The sequence below is a fragment of the Aeromonas sp. R4-2 genome, from assembly GCF_040908295.1.
GTDB lineage: Bacteria > Pseudomonadota > Gammaproteobacteria > Enterobacterales > Aeromonadaceae > Aeromonas > Aeromonas veronii.
The window spans coordinates 71,965-90,487 of record NZ_JBFODL010000007.1 but is presented as its reverse complement, the minus strand read 5'-3'; the positions used below and the strand labels follow the sequence as shown (position 1 = coordinate 90,487).

General features: G+C 59.3%; 13 protein-coding genes. 4 read left to right on the top strand and 9 right to left on the bottom strand.

The window, feature by feature from the left end; translation table 11 throughout:
* Positions 1-199: 199 nt before the first annotated feature.
* Positions 200-1,180 (bottom strand): alpha/beta hydrolase, encoded by a 981-nt coding sequence (locus AB5Y99_RS03325; RefSeq protein ID WP_368208700.1) that lies wholly within the window; start codon positions 1,178-1,180, stop codon positions 200-202.
* Between the two features lie 273 nt (positions 1,181-1,453).
* Between AB5Y99_RS03325 and dapB the strand changes: the two genes are divergently transcribed.
* The 4 genes from dapB to AB5Y99_RS03305 all read left to right on the top strand — a co-directional run bounded on the left by dapB (position 1,454) and on the right by AB5Y99_RS03305 (position 8,788).
* Entirely contained in the window at positions 1,454-2,266 is an 813-nt protein-coding gene (gene dapB, locus AB5Y99_RS03320; RefSeq protein WP_368208699.1) for a 4-hydroxy-tetrahydrodipicolinate reductase, read from the top strand.
* Between the two features lie 687 nt (positions 2,267-2,953).
* Positions 2,954-4,090: a glutamine-hydrolyzing carbamoyl-phosphate synthase small subunit gene (gene carA, locus AB5Y99_RS03315; RefSeq protein WP_163129928.1), complete on the top strand. Its 1,137-nt coding sequence runs from the start codon at positions 2,954-2,956 to the stop codon at positions 4,088-4,090.
* 20 nt (positions 4,091-4,110) lie between these two features.
* Positions 4,111-7,335 (top strand): carbamoyl-phosphate synthase large subunit, encoded by a 3,225-nt coding sequence (gene carB, locus AB5Y99_RS03310; protein WP_368208697.1) that lies wholly within the window; start codon positions 4,111-4,113, stop codon positions 7,333-7,335.
* 301 nt (positions 7,336-7,636) lie between these two features.
* Positions 7,637-8,788, top strand: coding sequence for a DUF1615 domain-containing protein (locus tag AB5Y99_RS03305; RefSeq protein ID WP_042056536.1), 1,152 nt, complete (start codon positions 7,637-7,639; stop codon positions 8,786-8,788).
* Between the two features lie 160 nt (positions 8,789-8,948).
* On the opposite strand, the gene tyrA is transcribed toward AB5Y99_RS03305, so the two are convergent.
* The 8 genes from tyrA to AB5Y99_RS03265 form a co-directional block, all read right to left on the bottom strand.
* Complete coding sequence (tyrA, locus tag AB5Y99_RS03300; RefSeq protein WP_368208696.1) at positions 8,949-10,076, bottom strand: bifunctional chorismate mutase/prephenate dehydrogenase; 1,128 nt, start codon at positions 10,074-10,076, stop codon at positions 8,949-8,951.
* 135 nt (positions 10,077-10,211) lie between these two features.
* Positions 10,212-11,285 (bottom strand): 3-deoxy-7-phosphoheptulonate synthase, encoded by a 1,074-nt coding sequence (locus AB5Y99_RS03295; RefSeq protein ID WP_139407255.1) that lies wholly within the window; start codon positions 11,283-11,285, stop codon positions 10,212-10,214.
* A 406-nt stretch (positions 11,286-11,691) separates the two neighbouring features.
* On the bottom strand, positions 11,692-12,993 hold the full coding sequence (gene glgC / locus AB5Y99_RS03290; RefSeq protein ID WP_019445281.1) for a glucose-1-phosphate adenylyltransferase: 1,302 nt from the start codon (positions 12,991-12,993) through the stop codon (positions 11,692-11,694).
* Between the two features lie 280 nt (positions 12,994-13,273).
* Positions 13,274-14,191, bottom strand: coding sequence for a protein translocase subunit SecF (secF, locus tag AB5Y99_RS03285; RefSeq protein ID WP_005334046.1), 918 nt, complete (start codon positions 14,189-14,191; stop codon positions 13,274-13,276).
* A gap of 150 nt (positions 14,192-14,341) precedes the next feature.
* Positions 14,342-16,144: a protein translocase subunit SecD gene (gene secD, locus AB5Y99_RS03280; protein WP_058056080.1), complete on the bottom strand. Its 1,803-nt coding sequence runs from the start codon at positions 16,142-16,144 to the stop codon at positions 14,342-14,344.
* Positions 16,145-16,302: 158 nt separating this feature from the next.
* Positions 16,303-16,737 carry a hypothetical protein gene (locus AB5Y99_RS03275; protein WP_081042810.1) on the bottom strand — a complete coding sequence of 145 codons (435 nt, stop codon included), beginning with the start codon at positions 16,735-16,737 and terminating at the stop codon, positions 16,303-16,305.
* A gap of 96 nt (positions 16,738-16,833) precedes the next feature.
* Positions 16,834-17,691 (bottom strand): DUF6279 family lipoprotein, encoded by an 858-nt coding sequence (locus AB5Y99_RS03270; protein ID WP_005361577.1) that lies wholly within the window; start codon positions 17,689-17,691, stop codon positions 16,834-16,836.
* A 3-nt stretch (positions 17,692-17,694) separates the two neighbouring features.
* Complete coding sequence (locus tag AB5Y99_RS03265; RefSeq protein WP_368208871.1) at positions 17,695-18,519, bottom strand: phosphotransferase; 825 nt, start codon at positions 18,517-18,519, stop codon at positions 17,695-17,697.
* Between the last annotated feature and the right edge of the window lie 4 nt (positions 18,520-18,523).

Genomic DNA, 18,523 nt, shown 5'->3' with positions numbered 1-18,523 from the left:
TCCGCGGGTATCTGGGGGTATCGCGTGCCTTTAATAAGGAAAGAGGGAAACGATAAGATCTCTGCATGCCATCTTGGGGATTTCTCCCGCTGCCAAACGTCAGCCGCACCTATCTCTATCTCTATCTCTATCTCTATCTCTACGTGAGCATGGTGCGGATATTTCCAGAACGCGTGGACACAAGACCTGGGCTGTGTGGTTACTGTGTCAATTTCTCCACCGCCTGAACGGCTGTCGCGAGAGCATCCTGTTCCAGCGTCAGCGGAATGTGGCCAATTCCGGGCAGCAGGGTGACAGGCCAGGAGATGCCAAGACGTCTTAACTCAGGTTCAAGTTGATCTGTTTGAAAGGCTTCGTCATTTGCGCCCGCGATCACTGCACAGGGGCGTTGCACATTGCGCAAATTCTGCTGATAGTCGCGCTCTGGCTGAAAGTTCGAAGCAAGGTTGAAGGAGTAGGAGGGGGTCAGCAGGGATTTCGCCTCATCATTGAGGGCAAAGTTCAGCACGGTCAGATGGTTGAGTGCGGAAATATGGAAACCGTTGAGGATGCTCAGGGCGATGAGGCGAGGCAAGCCGATACGCACCCAGCCACCGCTGTTGGGCCGGTAGTTGGCGGCGGTGGGGCCAAGATAGGGGGAGAGCAGCAGATAGCTCTCGAACAGGGTTTGTCGCGTGCTGCCAGCAACGCGCAGCACAAAGCCACCCCCTGACGAGAAGCCGACGAGTGTTGCAGGCTTGTCGGGGGCTACCGACTTGATGAAATCTTCCAGATCGTCTTCAAGCTGGCCGATGTAGGCAATGGTGCCTTTGTTGCCCGATGCGCCATGGCCGCGAATATCGAGGGCGTAGGCGTCGTATCCCGCTTGCGAAAAGGCGCTCGCCATCTTGTGCATGCTCTGGCTGCTGGCAGAAGAGCCATGAACCAGTACCACGCTGCCCTTGACCTTGTTGTTCTCTGCGTGCTCCTTTGCGCCATAGTGCCGATAGGCCAGCTGCGTGCCGTCACGCGCCGGGTATCTTGAGAGAGGTGGCATGTTGCTCCAGTCACTCCCCTTGAAAGGGTCGTTGATGCTGGCCATCGCCGGTGCCGGGCTCGGCCCGCCAAACAGCAGAGCCGCGGCCAGCATGACCAGGGTCAGTGATATCAACCCCACAGCAAACAGCAATCCTGCGCTCATCCTTGCACCTCATTTGATATCGACACGGGCGTTGCCCTGATTTTGCTTATGCTGGCATTTCACTCGTTCGAACCTATCAGATGGCACCCGGTCTGCCAAATGATGGAGTGAGACGATGAAAAACGGCCTGTGACCAAAAGGAAGTTCTTGGCCAACCAGTGGGCGCTGCCGTTGGCGAGTGCAGCAAGGAGTGGTGGCATCATGGCTTTTCAAACCCGGCGCGGGCTGGTAAAACGGTCTCTTTCCATAATTAAAAGAGATGAGAGGGTGGAGATGGACAATCCGATCCGTGTGGCCGTGATGGGCTGTAATGGTCGTATGGGCAAGGTGCTGCTGGAGGCCATCACCAACACCGATGGCGTAGTGGTCGGGGCTGCACTGGAGCGGCCGGGTTCGGCGGTGATCGGCCTCGATGCCGGTGAGCTCAATGGGCTGGGCCATCTGGGTGTGGCGATCAGTGACAGTCTGGACAAGGTGCGTGACGAGTTTGATCTCATCATCGACTTCACTCGTCCGGAGGTGACCCTAGCCAATCTGGCTTTTGCGCTGGCCCACCACAAGCAGATGGTGATCGGCACCACCGGTTTTGACGATGCAGGCAAGGCTGCTCTGAAAGAAGCTGGCAAGCAGATCGGTATCGTGTTCGCCTCCAACTACTCGGTCGGGGTCAACCTGGTGTTCAAGCTGCTGGAGCAGGCCGCCAAGGTGATGGGGGATTATACCGACATCGAGATCATCGAAGGCCACCATCGCCACAAGGTGGATGCGCCATCCGGTACTGCGCTCTCCATGGGTGAAGTGGTCGCCAAAACCCTGGGTCGCGATCTCAAGGAGTGCGCCGTCTATGGTCGCGAGGGGATCACTGGCGAGCGGGATCGCAACACTATCGGCTTTGCCACTATTCGCGCTGGCGATCTGGTGGGGGAGCATACCGTCATGTTTGCCGATATCGGCGAGCGGGTGGAGATCAGCCACAAGGCCTCCAGCCGCCTGACCTTCGCCAACGGTGCTGTGCGGGCGGGCAAGTGGCTTGGTCAGCAGGGTGCCGGTCTTTATGACATGCAGGACGTGCTCGGCCTCAAGTAATCACATCAGCTGACACCAGGGGCCCCGTGGTGCGCACGAAGGGGCTGCCCGGCCCGTTCGTCTGCTAAAACCCCGCTCATGTGGGGTTTTTTATTGGTTATTTTGTATAAATGGCGCTTACGCAGCGATTTTCATGCGAAGTGGCATAAACCCTTCCTCTCTGCTGCTGCGCCGGATCTGCCATTGCACAAATGTCATCGGCTGGTAACGAAATTGGGCCTCAATAGCCCCTATCAGGGCATTTTTTTACATCCATCAAAATAGACTAAAAATTCAAACACAGAAAAACGTTTTCTATTTTTCAGAGCCACTCATCCTCTCTGAAAAAGCTGTTTGAAGGTGTTGATATTTTTTATATGGAACTTCATTTCATTGTTTTTTAAGGATTAAAAATTGTTTTTTGTATCAATTCCGGCCTCTTGGTCTGGATTGATAGCAACTTTTACCTTTTCTTTTCAGGGTGGGGGTTGCAAAGCGATTGAGTGCATAGATAATGGGTAATGTTGCTTGTTTATTGAATTTAGATGCATTTCAGATGAGAAAAGACGTTGAAATGCGATCGTTTTTAAGTAGAATGCGCCCAATTTGCCAGAAATCTGCCGGGTTCGAGTCCTGTCCAAGGCCGGAACCGAGCCCGCAACACCCAGGTAAATTGCTGAATTTAAAGCTAAATAACTGGAGGTTGTCTTGAATCACACTGCATTGCTAGTGCTGGAAGATGGAACTGTGTTCAAAGGCGTGTCGATAGGCGCCGAGGGATGTTCCGTTGGTGAAGTGGTTTTCAATACGTCGATGACGGGCTATCAGGAAATCCTCACCGATCCCTCTTATTCCCGTCAGATAGTCACCCTCACTTACCCCCATATAGGCAACACCGGCACCAACAGCGAAGATGAAGAGTCCAGTCAAATCCACGCACAGGGATTGATCATCCGGGACCTTCCGATACTTGCCTCCAATTTCCGCAATCAGCAATCCCTCTCCGAATACCTCAAGTCTCACAACATCGTTGGCATCGCCGACATCGACACCCGCAAACTGACCCGCATCCTGCGCGAGAAAGGCGCTCAGGCTGGCTGCATTCTGGCCGGGAAACAGGTCGATGAAGCCTATGCCCTCGAACAGGCCCGCGCCTTCCCCGGTCTGAAGGGGATGGACTTGGCCAAAGAGGTGACGGTTGGTGAAGCGTACAACTGGACCGAAGGGAGCTGGCAGCTTGGCAAGGGGCACGTCACCCCGGATGCCGACCAGCTGAAATACCACGTGGTGGCCTATGACTTTGGCGTCAAGCGCAACATCCTGCGGATGCTGGTTGACCGTGGCTGCCGCCTGACCGTGGTACCGGCCAAGACTCCGGCTGCCGAGGTACTGGCGCTGAACCCGGATGGCATCTTCCTCTCCAACGGCCCCGGCGACCCCGAGCCGTGCGACTACGCCATCGAAGCCATCAAGGCTTTCCTTAATACCAACACGCCGGTGTTCGGCATCTGTCTGGGACACCAGCTGCTGGGTCTGGCCTCCGGCGCCAAGACCGTCAAGATGAAGTTTGGCCACCACGGCGCCAACCACCCAGTGAAGAGCCTCGATGACAACACCGTGATGATCACCGCCCAGAACCACGGTTTCGCAGTAGATGAGAACAGTCTGCCGGATTGCCTGCGCGCCACCCACGTCTCCCTGTTCGATGGCTCCTTGCAAGGCATCCATCGTACCGACCGTCCGGCCTTCAGCTTCCAGGGTCACCCCGAAGCGAGCCCGGGCCCGCACGATTGTGCCGGTCTCTTTGACCACTTTATTGAATTGATTAAGCAGTATCGCGCCTAAGGAATAGAGGAAAGAGTTTCATGCCAAAACGTAACGACCTTCAGAGCATCCTGATCCTCGGCGCCGGCCCCATCGTCATCGGCCAGGCCTGCGAATTTGACTACTCCGGCGCCCAGGCGTGCAAAGCCCTGCGCGAGGAGGGCTACCGCGTCATTCTGGTCAACTCCAACCCAGCCACCATCATGACCGACCCGGAGATGGCAGACGCCACCTACATCGAGCCCATCACCTGGGAAGTGGTGCGCGAAATCATCAAGAAAGAGCGCCCGGACGCCATCCTGCCCACCATGGGCGGCCAGACTGCTCTTAACTGCGCACTGGCGCTGGAGAAGCATGGCGTGCTGGCCGAGTTCGGTGTCGAGATGATCGGTGCCACCGCCGACGCCATCGACAAGGCCGAAGACCGCTCCCGCTTTGACAAGGCGATGCGCAGCATTGGCCTCGAGTGCCCGCGTGCCGGCATCGCCCACAACATGGAAGAGGCGTGGGGCGTGCAGCAGATGGTCGGTTTCCCCTGCATCATCCGTCCCTCCTTTACCATGGGCGGCTCCGGTGGCGGCATCGCCTACAACACCGAAGAGTTCGTCGAGATCTGCGAGCGCGGTCTGGATCTCTCCCCGACCAAAGAGCTGCTCATCGACGAGTCGCTGATCGGCTGGAAAGAGTACGAGATGGAAGTGGTGCGGGATCGCAACGACAACTGCATCATCGTCTGCGCCATCGAAAACTTCGACCCCATGGGTATCCACACCGGTGACTCCATCACGGTCGCGCCAGCCCAGACGCTGACCGACAAGGAGTACCAGCTGATGCGCAACGCCTCCATGGCGGTGCTGCGCGAGATCGGCGTCGAGACCGGCGGCTCCAACGTCCAGTTCGGTATCAACCCGAAAGATGGCCGCATGGTCATCATCGAGATGAACCCGCGGGTGTCGCGCTCCTCTGCGCTGGCCTCCAAGGCGACCGGTTTCCCCATCGCCAAGATCGCCGCCAAGCTCGCCATCGGTTACACCCTCGACGAGCTGATGAACGACATCACCGGTGGTCGCACTCCGGCCTCCTTCGAGCCGGCCATCGACTACGTGGTCACCAAGGTGCCGCGCTTCAACTTCGAAAAATTCGCCGGTGCCAACGACCGTCTGACGACCCAGATGAAGTCGGTCGGCGAAGTGATGGCCATCGGCCGCAACTTCCAGGAGTCCCTGCACAAGGCGCTGCGCAGCCTCGAAACCGGCAAAACCGGCTTCGACCCCATGGTTGACCTCAATGCCCCGGACTCCCTGACCCGCATCCGTCACGAGCTGCAGGATGCAGGTAGCGACCGTATCTTTTACATCGCCGATGCATTCCGCGCCGGTCTCTCCATGGATGGCATCTTCAAGCTGACCAAGATTGACCCCTGGTTCCTGGTGCAGATTGAAGACCTGGTGAAACTGGAAGAAGAGGTGAAAGAGCGCGGCATGGCCGGTCTCGATGCCGACTTCCTGCGTGCCCTCAAGCGCAAAGGCTTTGCCGATGCCCGTCTGGCCAAGATCCTCGGTGTGGCCGAAGGGGAAGTGCGCAAACTGCGTGCCCGCCACAACATCTTCCCAGTCTACAAGCGGGTCGATACCTGCGCCGCCGAGTTCGCCACCAACACCGCCTACATGTACTCCAGCTATGACGAGGAGTGCGAAGCGGCCCCGAGCAACCGCGACAAGATCATGATCATCGGCGGCGGCCCGAACCGTATCGGTCAGGGTATCGAGTTCGACTACTGCTGCGTGCACGCGGCGCTGGCCCTGCGCGAAGACGGTTACGAGACCATCATGGTCAACTGCAACCCGGAGACCGTCTCTACCGATTACGACACCTCGGATCGTCTCTACTTCGAGCCGGTGACCCTGGAAGATGTGCTGGAAATCGTGCGCATCGAAAAACCCAAGGGCGTCATCGTTCAGTACGGTGGCCAGACCCCGCTGAAACTGGCCCGAGCACTGGAAGCCAACGGCGTGCCGATTATCGGTACCAGCCCGGATGCCATCGACCGCGCCGAAGACCGCGAGCGCTTCCAGTCTGCCGTCGAGCGCCTCGGCCTCAAGCAGCCGGAAAACGGCACCGTCACCGCGCTGGAGCAGGCCGTGCTGCTGGCAGAGCGGATCACCTACCCGCTGGTGGTTCGCCCCTCCTACGTGCTGGGTGGCCGCGCCATGGAAATCGTCTATGACGAGACCGACCTGCGTCGCTACTTCGCCGAGGCGGTGAGCGTCTCCAACGAATCGCCGGTACTGCTGGACCGCTTCCTGGACGATGCCACCGAGCTGGACGTGGATGCCATCTGCGACGGCACCGATGTGGTCATCGGCGGCATCATGGAGCACATCGAACAGGCCGGTATCCACTCCGGTGACTCCGGTTGCTCCCTGCCTCCCTATACCTTGTCCAAGAAGATTCAGGACGAGATCCGCGAGCAGGTGCGCAAGCTGGCGCTGGAGCTCGGCGTTATCGGCCTGATGAACGTGCAGTTCGCGGTCAAGGGCGATGACATCTACCTCATCGAGGTGAACCCGCGTGCCGCCCGTACCGTGCCGTTCGTCTCCAAGGCGACCGGCGCCCCGCTGGCCAAGATTGCCGCCCGTGTGATGGCCGGTCAGTCGCTGCAAGAACAGGGCTTCACCAAAGAGATCATCCCACCCTACTACTCGGTGAAAGAGGTGGTACTGCCGTTCGCCAAGTTCCCGGGAGTTGACCCGCTGCTGGGGCCGGAGATGCGCTCCACAGGTGAGGTAATGGGTGTGGGCAGCAGCTTTGCCGAGGCCTATGCCAAGGCGCAGCTGGGTGCCAACCACGCCGTACCGAAAGAGGGTCGTGCCCTCTTGTCAGTGCGTCACAGCGACAAGGCGCAGGTGGTCGACTTGGCCGCCAAGCTGCTGGAGCTGGGCTACGAGCTGGATGCCACTCACGGCACCGCGGTCGCGCTGGGTGAAGCGAGCATCAACCCGCGCCTGGTCAACAAGGTGCACGAAGGTCGCCCGCACATTCTCGACCGCATCAAAAATGGCGAGTACACCTACATCGTCAACACCGCCGAAGGGCGGGTGGCGATCCAGGACTCCAAGCAGCTGCGTCGCGCAGCCTTGCAGAACAAGGTGGCGTATACCACCACCATGAATGAGGCATTTGCCACCTGCATGGCCATCAGCGTGGATGCCACCGCCAATGTCAACTCGGTGCAGGAGCTGCACCAGAAGGTGAAAAACCGCTAAGAGTTTGCAGCGGGCATCAGCCCGACTTGCCAGACGCCCAACCCCCGCCAGCGATGGCGGGGGTTTCTTTTTATCTGTCGCTAAGCGTTCGGTTCGGGCCGGGTGAGTCATTGAGGAAGGTCATGAGTTACGCATCGGAGACAACGGATGGCGCGTGGGGTGGCAAAAGCTGGCAAGGGGAGGGGACGCTGCGAGCGCGGGTTTCAACTGCAGCAGGCAATCCTCTACAATGGCCCCACTTTGCTTGTCAGTGCAGTGCCAGCGGCGCTGCCTGTCTGGCCAACAAAAAATGGACATGCTTATGACCGCTTTGCCTTCCTGTCGTCTTCTTGCCTTCTGCTCCGCCTTGCTGCTGGCTGGTTGTGCCAGTGATCCCGCCTCCGCGCCTGCCAAAGAGGTGAGCGTGAGCAACCCCAAAACGCCGCCTGCCATGCAGCCGCGCAAACCGGCGGATATGAAGAGCCGCATCGTGCGCTTCTTGCCCCGTCAGGTGCCTGACAAACAAGGGTGGGCCAACGACGTGGTGACGGCGCTCACCACCCAGGGGGTGACGGTGAATGATCACAATGTCTGTAGCGTGCTGGCGGTGGCGGAGCAGGAAGCCACTTATCAGGCCGACCCCGTGGTGCCGGGCCTTGGCAAGATCGCCTGGAAAGAGATCAACTCACGGGCAGCCAAGCTGCTGATCCCCGAATTTATGGTGCGGGCCGCGCTCTCCATCAACTCGCCCACCGGCAAGAGCTATGCCGAGCGCATCGACAAGTTGCGTACCGAACGGGAGATGAGTGAAATCTTCGAAGATATGATCAGCATGCTGCCGATGGGCAAGACGCTGTTTGGCAACCTCAACCCGGTGCATACCGGCGGCCCGATGCAGGTGAGCATCGCCTTTGCCGAGGCCAACGCCCGTGGCTACCCCTATCCAATCAAGGATTCCATCCGCCACGAAGTCTTTACCCGTCGCGGCGGCATCTGGTTTGGCACCAAACATATCTTCGGTTATCCCGCCGACTACCCGGATACCCTCTACCGCTTTGCCGATTTCAACGCCGGCTGGTACGCCAGTCGCAATGCCGCCTTTCAGGCAGCCGTCAGCCGTTTGAGTGGCAAAACTCTGGCGCTGGACGGGGATCTGATCCGCTATGACTCGGATCTGCCGGGCAATACCGAGCTTGCCGTCTACACCCTCGCCAACCGGGTCAATATGAGCAAGCAGGCTATTCACCAGAGCCTTCGCAAAGGGGATACCGCCGAATTTGCCGAGACCGATCTCTACCATCGCATCTTTACCCTGGCCGACAAGCAAGCGGGCAAGCGACTGCCCCGCGCCATCCTGCCCGGCATTCAGCTAAAGAGCCCGAAAATTACCCGCAACCTCACCACCGCCTGGTTTGCCAAGCGGGTGGATGACAGAGAACAGCGATGTGTGCGGCAGATGGCGACGATTAGGTAGGACTGGGTTTGCTTCGAGACTAGTTGCAAAGCGGGTTGCCATTGTTAATGACAACCCGCACGCTTAATCGCCCCTTCCAATGGAGATCTTTGGCTCGCATCCAGTTATGAACGGTGGCGGCTCCTTCCGAGTGGCATGAGTTGTTACTACTTTTGCAGGATCAGCCGTGTTGGCGGCGGTCGTTGGCCTGGGCGAGCAACATGCGGCTTTCACGCAGGAACTGGTCGGCATGCTCGCCGAAGAAACCGGAGACTTGCGAGAAGGCATCGATGAAACCGTCCCTGTCCCCCCGCTCCAGCAGCCCCAGCGCTTCGCCGAAGTTTTGGTAGTAGCGGCGGATCATCGCCAGATTCTGCGGTGACGACAAAATGATGTCGGCATAGAGGTGGGGATCTTGGGCAAACAGCCGCCCCACCATGGCCAGCTCCAGCCGGTAGATGGGGGAGCTCAAACTCAGCAGGCGATCCAGATTGGCCTGCTCCCGGGAGAGGTGCCAGCCATAGGCAAAGGTGGCGAAGTGACGCAGTGCCTGAATGAGGGTCATCGCCTCATCGTGGGCCTTGGCTTCTACCTGTTGCAAGCGGGCGCCCCAGATGGTCATCTGATCCAGCAGCCATTGGCTGGCGGCGGGATCACGACCCTGACAGCAGACGATCACCTGCTTGGCGAGACTCGCCACATCCGGCCCGAACATGGGGTGCAGTCCCAGTACCGGCCCTTGGTGCACCGTCAGCATATGTTCGAGCGGCGCCGCTTTCACGCTGGTGACATCGACCAGCAGGCAGTGGGCGGGCAGGTTGCCGAGGCGGTCGATGATCTGGCAGGTGATATCGATGGGCACCGCCACCATCACCAGACCGGCTCCGGCGAGGATCTCGTCAGCGCGCGGCCAGTCGGCTTGTTCCAGCGTCTCGACCCGATAGCCTGAGAGGCTGAACATATGGCCGAACAAGCGGCCAAGCTGGCCCTGACCACCGATGATGACCACTTTGCCAAGATCCGGCTTTATGCATTTGAAGCCGGTATCTTTCTCGCTGGCGTAAGATTCGCGCATCACCCGGCGCAGTACGTCTTCGATGAGATCGCCGGGCACTCCCAACTGCTCGGCCTCGGCGCGGCGGCGGGCCAGCATGCTCGCTTCCCGATCCGGTGCATAGATGGGCAGGCCGTGGCGGCTCTTTACCTCACCCACTTCTCCCACCAGGGCCAGACGGGCGGCCAGCAGATCGATCAGCTGCTTGTCCACCGCATCTATCTTGTCCCTGAGTACATTCAACTCTTCAGCCATATCCAGTCCCTGCTGGCGCCGCGAGCGGCGGCGCCCTGAAAATCAAGATGCAACAAGGTATCACGGCATGAGCGGTTTGATGCCACCAGCGGTGATACCCAGATTGTTCAATAGGTTACGACAAGATACCACGGCTTACCGTGCAGTTCTGCCCTTGAGGGGGTCAGCCAGCTGGTTGTGGCAGCGGGCCAGCAGGGTGGCGGTGGTGTCCCAGTCGATGCAGGCATCTGTGATGGAGACCCCGTAGCGCATCTGCTCCTTGGGCTGCTCGCTGGACTGGTTTCCCTCGAACAGGTTGGATTCGAGCATCACCCCGATGATGGAGCGGTTGCCCTCCTGGATCTGGTGGATGACGTTGTCGGCCACCTTGGGCTGCAAACGGTGATCCTTGCTGGAGTTGCCGTGGCTGCAATCTACCACCAGACCGGGCAGCAGGCCCGCCTTTTCCAGTGCCTCTTCCGCCAGCGACACATTGACCGAGTCGTAGTTCGGGTGCTTGCCGCCGCGCAGGATCACGTGGCCATCCGGGTTGCCCTGGGTCTGCAGCAGCGCAACCTGACCCTGCTGGTTGATCCCCATAAAGGCGTGAGGGGAGGAGGCCGCCTGCAGCGCATTGATGGCGGTCCCCAGGTTGCCGTCGGTGCCGTTCTTGAAGCCGACCGGCATGGAGAGGCCGGACGCCATCTCCCTGTGGGTCTGGGATTCGGTTGTGCGGGCGCCGATGGCTGACCAGGAGAAGAGCTCGGCCAGGTATTGCGGGCTGATGGGGTCGAGCGCTTCGGTGGCCAGCGGCAACTCCAGCTCCGCCAGCCAGCAGAGCAGCTCGCGGGCACGGTGCAGCCCCAGCTCCACATCGAAGGTGCCATCCAGATTGGGGTCGTTGATAAAGCCTTTCCAGCCGACCGTGGTGCGCGGCTTCTCAAAGTAGACCCGCATGACAATGTAGAGAGAGTCCTGATAGGCATCATGCAGCGCTTTGAGTCTGGTTGCGTACTCTTTGGCGGCGTCCATGTCGTGGATGGAGCAGGGACCACAGATCACCAGCAGCCGGTGATCGCGGCGGTGAATGATATCGGCGATGGTATTACGGGCCCCTTGCACGAATGCCAGCGCCTTGTCGGAGATGGGTAACTTCTCCTTGAGCTGGGCAGGCGTGATCATCACTTGTTCGGACTGGATATGGATGTTGTTCAGGGGGTCTCTTTGCATGATTTCATTCTCTCTACTGTATTAAGCCAAAAGCGGTTGTACCTATATATTTACACTGGTACCTGCTTTGTTACGCAACCGCCATCACCTTACCAAGGAAAAACAAACAATCAAGTGAAACTAGTGGGTTTACCGCTAAAAAGTCAGATAAAGGAGCTGCTATATAGCGCGAACAGGAATAATACAGAGGATTTTTCGGAGGGTTAATGGTTTTTGTGTAATTTAATGTTTACGACTTGAGGGCGTGAAGGCTGCGTTGCCCAGCTGTTTACCCACAGTAAATGGTATCTCTGGGAGACTGCAACGCGATGGCAATGATGGTGTGAGGTGGCTAGGTCAGCCATAGAAAGAGGGAGCCATTATGGCTCCCTTTGCGGTAGGAAGGGGGATCCCGTCTGGCTGCGGATCAGCACTTCTGTTTTCCCTGCAGCTCTTTGTTCAGGCGAGTGAGCATCCCCTGAGTGACCAGCACTATGCCCTGCTCGGAGCGGTGGAAGCGACGTGCATCTTCATCGGCGTTTTCACCGATCACCGTGCCTTCCGGCAGTTTGCACCCCTTGTCGATCACCACCCGGCGCAGTCGGCAACCGGCACCTATCTCCACTCCCGGGAAGATAACGGCCTGATCCAGGGTGCAGAAGGAGTCGACCCGCACATTGGTAAAGAGCACCGAACTCAGGATGAAAGAGCCACTGACGATGGTGCCCCCGGCAAACATGGAGTTGATGGTCATGCCGTGCTGGCCGTTTCGGTCCTGCACGAACTTGGCGGGAGGAGTCATGTTCTGACTGGTCCAGATGGGCCAGTCCTGATCGTAGATATCCAGCTCAGGCGTGACGGAAGCGAGATCCATATTGGCCTCCCAGAAGGAGTCCACGGTGCCCACATCGCGCCAGTAGGGGCGGCGATCCGGACAGCAGCCGACACAGGACATGCCAAACGGGTGAGCGAATGCGGTGCCCTCTTTCACCACGCGGGGGATCACGTCCATGCCGAAATCGTGATGGGACTGCTCGTTGGCAATGTCCTCTTCCAGCAGCTGATAGAGATACTCCGCATCGAAGATATAGACGCCCATGGAGGCCAGCGCGGTGTCGGCCTTGCCCGGCATGGCTGGCGGGTTGGCGGGCTTTTCGACGAAGGCATTGATCTTGCGATCATCATCCACCGCCATTACCCCGAAGGCGCTTGCTTCACTGCGTGGCACCTCGATGCAGGCAACGGTCACCTTGGCGCCCATATTGACGTGATCGAGCAGCATGGCGGCGTAATCCATCTTGTAGATGTGGTCGCCTGCCAGCACCACCACATATTTGGGGGCGTGATCGCGGATGATATCCAGATTCTGGTAGACCGCATCGGCGGTACCCCGATACCAGTTCACCTCATCCACCCGCTGCTGGGCAGGGAGCAGATCGATAAACTCGTTCATCTGGTAGCGCAGGAAAGACCAGCCCGATTGGAGATGGCGCAACAGGCTGTGGGATTTGTACTGGGTCACGACACCGACCCGACGGATGCCGGAGTTGATGCAGTTGGAGAGCACGAAATCGATGATGCGGAATTTGCCGCCGAAATGAACGGCAGGTTTTGCACGGTTGTCGGTTAACTGTTTGAGGCGACTACCCCGCCCTCCTGCGAGTACCAAAGCCATGGTCTCGTTCAGCAACTGTCTGGATTTTGCTGTATTGGCAGGTTGTAACAACATCTCATATCCCTTTGTAGATAAATCACTACAATGTTGCCTCCTTTGAGCCCTCAAGAAAGTGCTTTCAGTCACATTTTATGGTTTCTGACGTAATAAAATGACCTTTTTGTTATTAAAAATGACGGGTTGATCCGTCATTGCTTTCAATATGGTCAGTTGTCAATTGAGGCGAGCCGAACGACAAAATGGGCGGCGAGAGAGGAGGGATGAAAAAGCCCCTGCCAATGGTTGGCAGGGGCCCGGTTTGTTGAGACCCTGAGCCGGGTCTGATTAACAAGGTTCAGGCTGCGTTGGCCAGTGGCTCCTCGCTCTTCTTCTGGTAGGCCTGCGGGGTGAGCCCAAGCAGCTCCTGCACGGTCGAGGCGACGGTAATGGAAGAGACGGTGCCCACCAGGATCCCGGCAAACAGGGTGAAGGAGAAGCCGTAGAGAGCGTCACCGCCAAACAACAACAGAGCGCCCACGGTAAACAGGGTGGTGCCCGAGGTGATCATGGTGCGACTGAAGGTCGCCTTGATGGCCACATCGGAGCACTCGTGGATGCCCATCTGGGTACGCGAGCTCAGCAGATCCCGCAGCCTGTCCGAGATGACGATGCTGTCGTTGAGGGAGTAGCCGATCACCGCCATCAAACCGGCGATGATGTTCAGATCGAATTCAATCTGAAAGAGTGACAGCAGCCCCAGCGCCACGATGGCGTCATGGACCACCGAGAGCAGGATGCCGATGGCCTGACGCCACTCGAAACGAAACGCCAGATAGGCCGACATCGCCAGCGAAGCGACCAGTACCGCCAGCATCCCCTGCTGGAACAGTTCTGCACCCACCTGAGGGCCGACGATGGTGGTGCGCAGCAACTCGACCGGCATCCCCAGCTGTTGGGTCAGCATGGTGGCGAGATCTGCCGCGGGCCAGGGAAGTTCGTGGGGGGGCAGCTTGATCAGCCACTCGCCGGGAATACCGGCCGAGCTCAGCTCAACGGCTCCCGCCAGCGGGGAGACCAGCATGGCATTGAGCTCATGGGCCTCTTTCAGGGTCTGGATATGAAACTCCAGCAGGATCCCGCCGGTAAAATCGAGCCCCAGTGTCAGGCCGTTCACCAGCAAGATGGCAACGCTGGCCACGGTCAGCAGGATGGAAGCCCACAGGCCAATATAACGCCAACGGGTCAGCCCCATGGCAACGATCATTCTCAACATAATTCTCTCCTTGGCCAGCCAGCACCAGGCTGTTGGCCCATCACGACGTGTCGCGACACGCCGGGAAATAGTGTTCTGCTTTGGCCGCTCCGGCCATATCCATGGCCGATGGCGCAGCCAAAGCCGCTCATCAGAAGGACTGCTGTCTCGTTACACCTTCAGCGTGCGCTCGCTGCTGCGTCCCCAGAGGGGGTTGATGATGGCGCGCGTCCCCCAGATCCCGGTGATCATGCTGGAGAGCAGACCCAGAATGAGGGTGATGGAGAAGCCCTGCAGCGGCCCGGAGCCGATGGAGTAGAGCACCACAGCGCAGATGAGCGTAGTGATGTTGGCATCGAAAATGGTGTGGAAGGCCGAGCGATAGCCAAAGTCGATGGCGTTGGCCAGTGAGCCCCCTTCTCGCAGCCGGTCCCTGATCCGCTCGAAGATCAGCACATGGGTATCCACAGCCATGCCCACCGTCAGCACCAGACCGGCGATCCCCGGCAGGGTCAGCACGGCGCCCGGCAGCACTGCCAGCATGCCGACCTGCATCAACAGGTTGGCGACCAGCGCCGTGATGGCAACCCAGCCGAATTTGCGGTACCAGGCCATCATGAACAGCATCATGCCTGCCATGCCGAAGGCCAGCGCGGTGAAGCCCGCCTCGATATTCTGCATCCCCAGCGTCGGGCCAATACTGCGTTCTTCCAGGATCTTGAGAGGGGCGGTGAGGGCGCCGGCACGCAACAGCATGGCCAGCTCTTGCGCCTCCGGCAGACTGCCAATACCGGTGATGCGGAACTGGTTGCCAAGGGCGGTCTGGATGGTGGCGACGTTGATCACCTCGCTCTGGGCGCGCAGTTTGCCCTGAGCGTTGGTCTTGTACTCGGTGAAGACGGTCGCCATCGGCTTGCCCACATGCTGGCGGCTGAACTGGTTCATCTTGCTGCCACCCAGGGTGTCGAGCACGATATTGACCTGGGGTTGACCCATCTCGCCCATATTGGCGCGGGCATCGACGATGTGCTCGCCGGTCAGTACCGGCTTGCGTGCCATGCCGACGGCCTGACCGTTGCGATCGGCGATATAGAAGTGGCTGTCGGCTTTGGCCTCGTAGAAGGCCAGCGAGGCGGTGGCCCCGATCACCTCTTTCGCCTGCTTGGGGTTGTGTACCCCGGGCAGTTCGATACGGATGCCATCCTGCCCCTGACGCACCACCGAGGCTTCGACGATGCCGAGCTCGTTGATCCGTTTTTTCAGGATCGACAGGTTCTGGGTCACGGCGTTGTTGACCAGCAGGGTACGCTCCGCCTCGCTCAGCACCAGTTTCAGATCATTGCCGGAGCGGGTCAGCTTCCACTGATCCTGACGGGTACCGGCACTCTCCTTGATGATAGAGAGCCAGCTCTCCTGTTCGGCGACCTCCGGCAGGGTGACGGCTACGGCGCCCTGTGCCGTGCGCACGACGCTGGCGCCGCGCAGGTTGGCTTCACGGAAACGGGTGCGCAGGGTATCCACCAGATTCTTGGTCTGATTGTCGATGACAAAGTCTACGTCCACCCCGATCAGCAGTTGGGAGCCGCCACGCAGATCGAGCCCCAGCCTGATGGGGTCGGCGCCGAGGCGGGTGATCCAGGCCGGCGCGTTGGAGTGAAACTCCAGGGTCAGGGCGGCACTGTCGACCCCTTGCTGCTCCAGCAACTGCTTGGCGCGCTGCTGTTCGCCCTGGCTGGCAAAGACCAGCTCGACCCGCTCAGGTTGCTCAATTACCTTGATCGGGGTCAGGTGTTTGTCGTTCAGCAGCATCTGTTGCTGGGTGGTCAGGCGCTGCTGTCCGTGCAGACCAAGGGAGGGCTGCTCACCGAAAAAGGTGGGCAGGGAGTAAAAGGTAAAGGTCAACAGCATCAACAGCAGCAGTGCGTACTGCCACTTGCTCATGCGGTTGAGAACGGTGCGATTGCTCTTTCTCATGGCAAACAAGCCTCTGTCAGGAGAATGGTGCCTAGGCCGATAGCAACAAGGCTCGGCAAGGCGCAAAAAATGGGATGCATCAGATGAGGATCAGGCAGCCGCCGGATCCGTCAGGAAGAGGAGATGAGCAAACAGTGGATGTGCCAGCCCCTCCGGGGTCAGGCGCTCAGATAGCTCTGGGTGAAGCGGTATTGCAGATGTTGGCGCTGTAGATGGCGCCGATGGATCGCACCGAAGCGATCGCGAAAACTCTGTTTGTGATAGAGCTCGGGTGCCAGCATCAGCCAGCCGAGCAGCAACAGCAGGATGGCTTGGGCCGACCAGCTCTGGATCAGCTCGTAGACCACACTCTTGGGCTGGTTGTCACTGCGCAGGGATTGTTCGAGACGCAGCAGGTGATTCTGATGGCTGCCGACAAACTTGATGATGCCATCATCGCTGTCGCTAAGCTGATTGAACACCTGAGTCTGCTGCTGTTCACTCTGGGGAGATGCGGGTATCAGCGGGCCTTCCATTCGGGCGATGGAACAAAGCAGGGTGAGGGCGATAACCAGAGTTACCAGCACCAGTTTTACTTTGTCGATAAGGCGCAAAAAGTTAATTCCCGATAAATAGAAAGGGCAAACTACCATAAGCGCCCTGTTTGAACAAGGTTGTCCCGGGTGAGTGGCTCCATTCGGTTCTGCTTGTCAGCTGCCACTCATCTGCTTGAAGTCGCGGGCATAACCCTTGAGCAGGGAGTAGAGATGGGCCCGCTGGGAGATATCCAGCGACTGGCTCATGGCGCTCAGCCAGTTGACGGTACGCTGGCGCGACTGTTCGGTATAGCCGGTAAAGCGGCCATCCATCAGCCCATCCCCCTCGGCCAGCAGGTCAGTCAGCTCGCGGGTAAAGTCGGGACTCTGGCGCTGCTTCATCAGCCTGTCCAGCTCCTGGGTCCAGGACTCCTGAAACTCGAGCCAGGGGGGCATCAGCTCGTATTGCCATTCGGCCCACTGGGCCACCAGTGGCGCCTGTGCCGGTTTCACCTCGCCAATCCAGAACTCGAGCCGCTTGTTCATCTTGTCGCGAAACTCCGCCAGCATCTGCTCTTTGGGCTCAGTGGCAAAGTCCTTTTGCCGCTCCTGTTGCCGCTTGACCCGATCGGTCATAAAGCGGGCCACCTGCTCATCGGTCAGGGTGCGCGCCAGCCTGACCGCGCGGGGGATAGTGTTTTCCAGCGTGCGGGTCAGGCTCTGCTGCACCGCATCTAGGTTGGTCGAGATCTGCTCCGGTGTCATGGGGCTGGCCACCGCCTTGGCCAGTGCATCGAGATCCCTGGCGTAGCGAGGCAGCTCGTGCTGGCGGTGCCAGGCCATCAGCCCCTTCACTTCGCGGCTGAGCAGATCCTTCTGCGAATAGGAGAGGGCAAAGTAGTCATCCAGCTGCCAGATGATGGCGGTATCGAGCCAGTAATAGATCACCCGGGTGGAGCAGCCGGTCAGCAGCAGGCCGATCAGCAGCAGACCCCAGGTTTTCGGCTTGTGCCAGCGCACCTTGTTTATCATCTGTTACTCCAGTCGTTGCCGGTTGATGGCGATCAGGGTGTCATAGTCGAGTGAGGGCTGTTGCTCTGCCATCAGCAGGGCCCAGAGCAGGCCGATATAGTCGACCCAGGGTAAAAATGCCTCGCTCTGAAAATCGGGCCACTGGTGGCGCGGCAGGGCCTGCAGATAGTGCGCTTCCAGCTCGTCGCGCCGCTCGGCGGGCCACTCATGGGTGCGCTGGATGCTGGCGAGCTCAAAGCCGGGGTGACCTGCCGCGCCATACTCCCAGTCGATGACCCAGGGTTTGCTTCCCAACAAGTTAGCCGGATTGAGATCATGGTGGCAAGGGCGCCAGCAATCATTTGGCTCACTGCTGGCGAGCAAGCTCCGCTCCAGTGCGGGCAGCCAGGAGGGAATGCGGGCCAGCCGGGCGCGATAGCCTGCCGCATGGGCCCGCACCGCCATCACCACCGCAGGCAGCGGCAGGCGATGGAGCTTGCGCAGCACCTCTGCCAGCAGACGGGGCTGCTCGGCTTCCGGTGGCGCCGCGACCACCCAGTTTGGCTCATCGCACCATTCGAGCAGCATCAGACCGCTGGCGGGATCGCCATAGTAGCAAGGCAGCGCCAGCCCTTCGGCCATCGCCCCCTGATAAAGCAGCCACTCGGTGGGACGGTCGATACCCAAGCGCACTGGGTCGGGGTGGCCCTGACGCAAAAAGTAACTGCGCCCCGAGGGGAGGCGCAGTCGATAGTTGCAGTTGGTCAGACCTAACCCGAGTGGTTCCAGCTGCCCCTCCCGCCAGGGTGCGGGCAGTCTGGCCAGCAGCGCATCACTGCTGCCCGCCACCGAG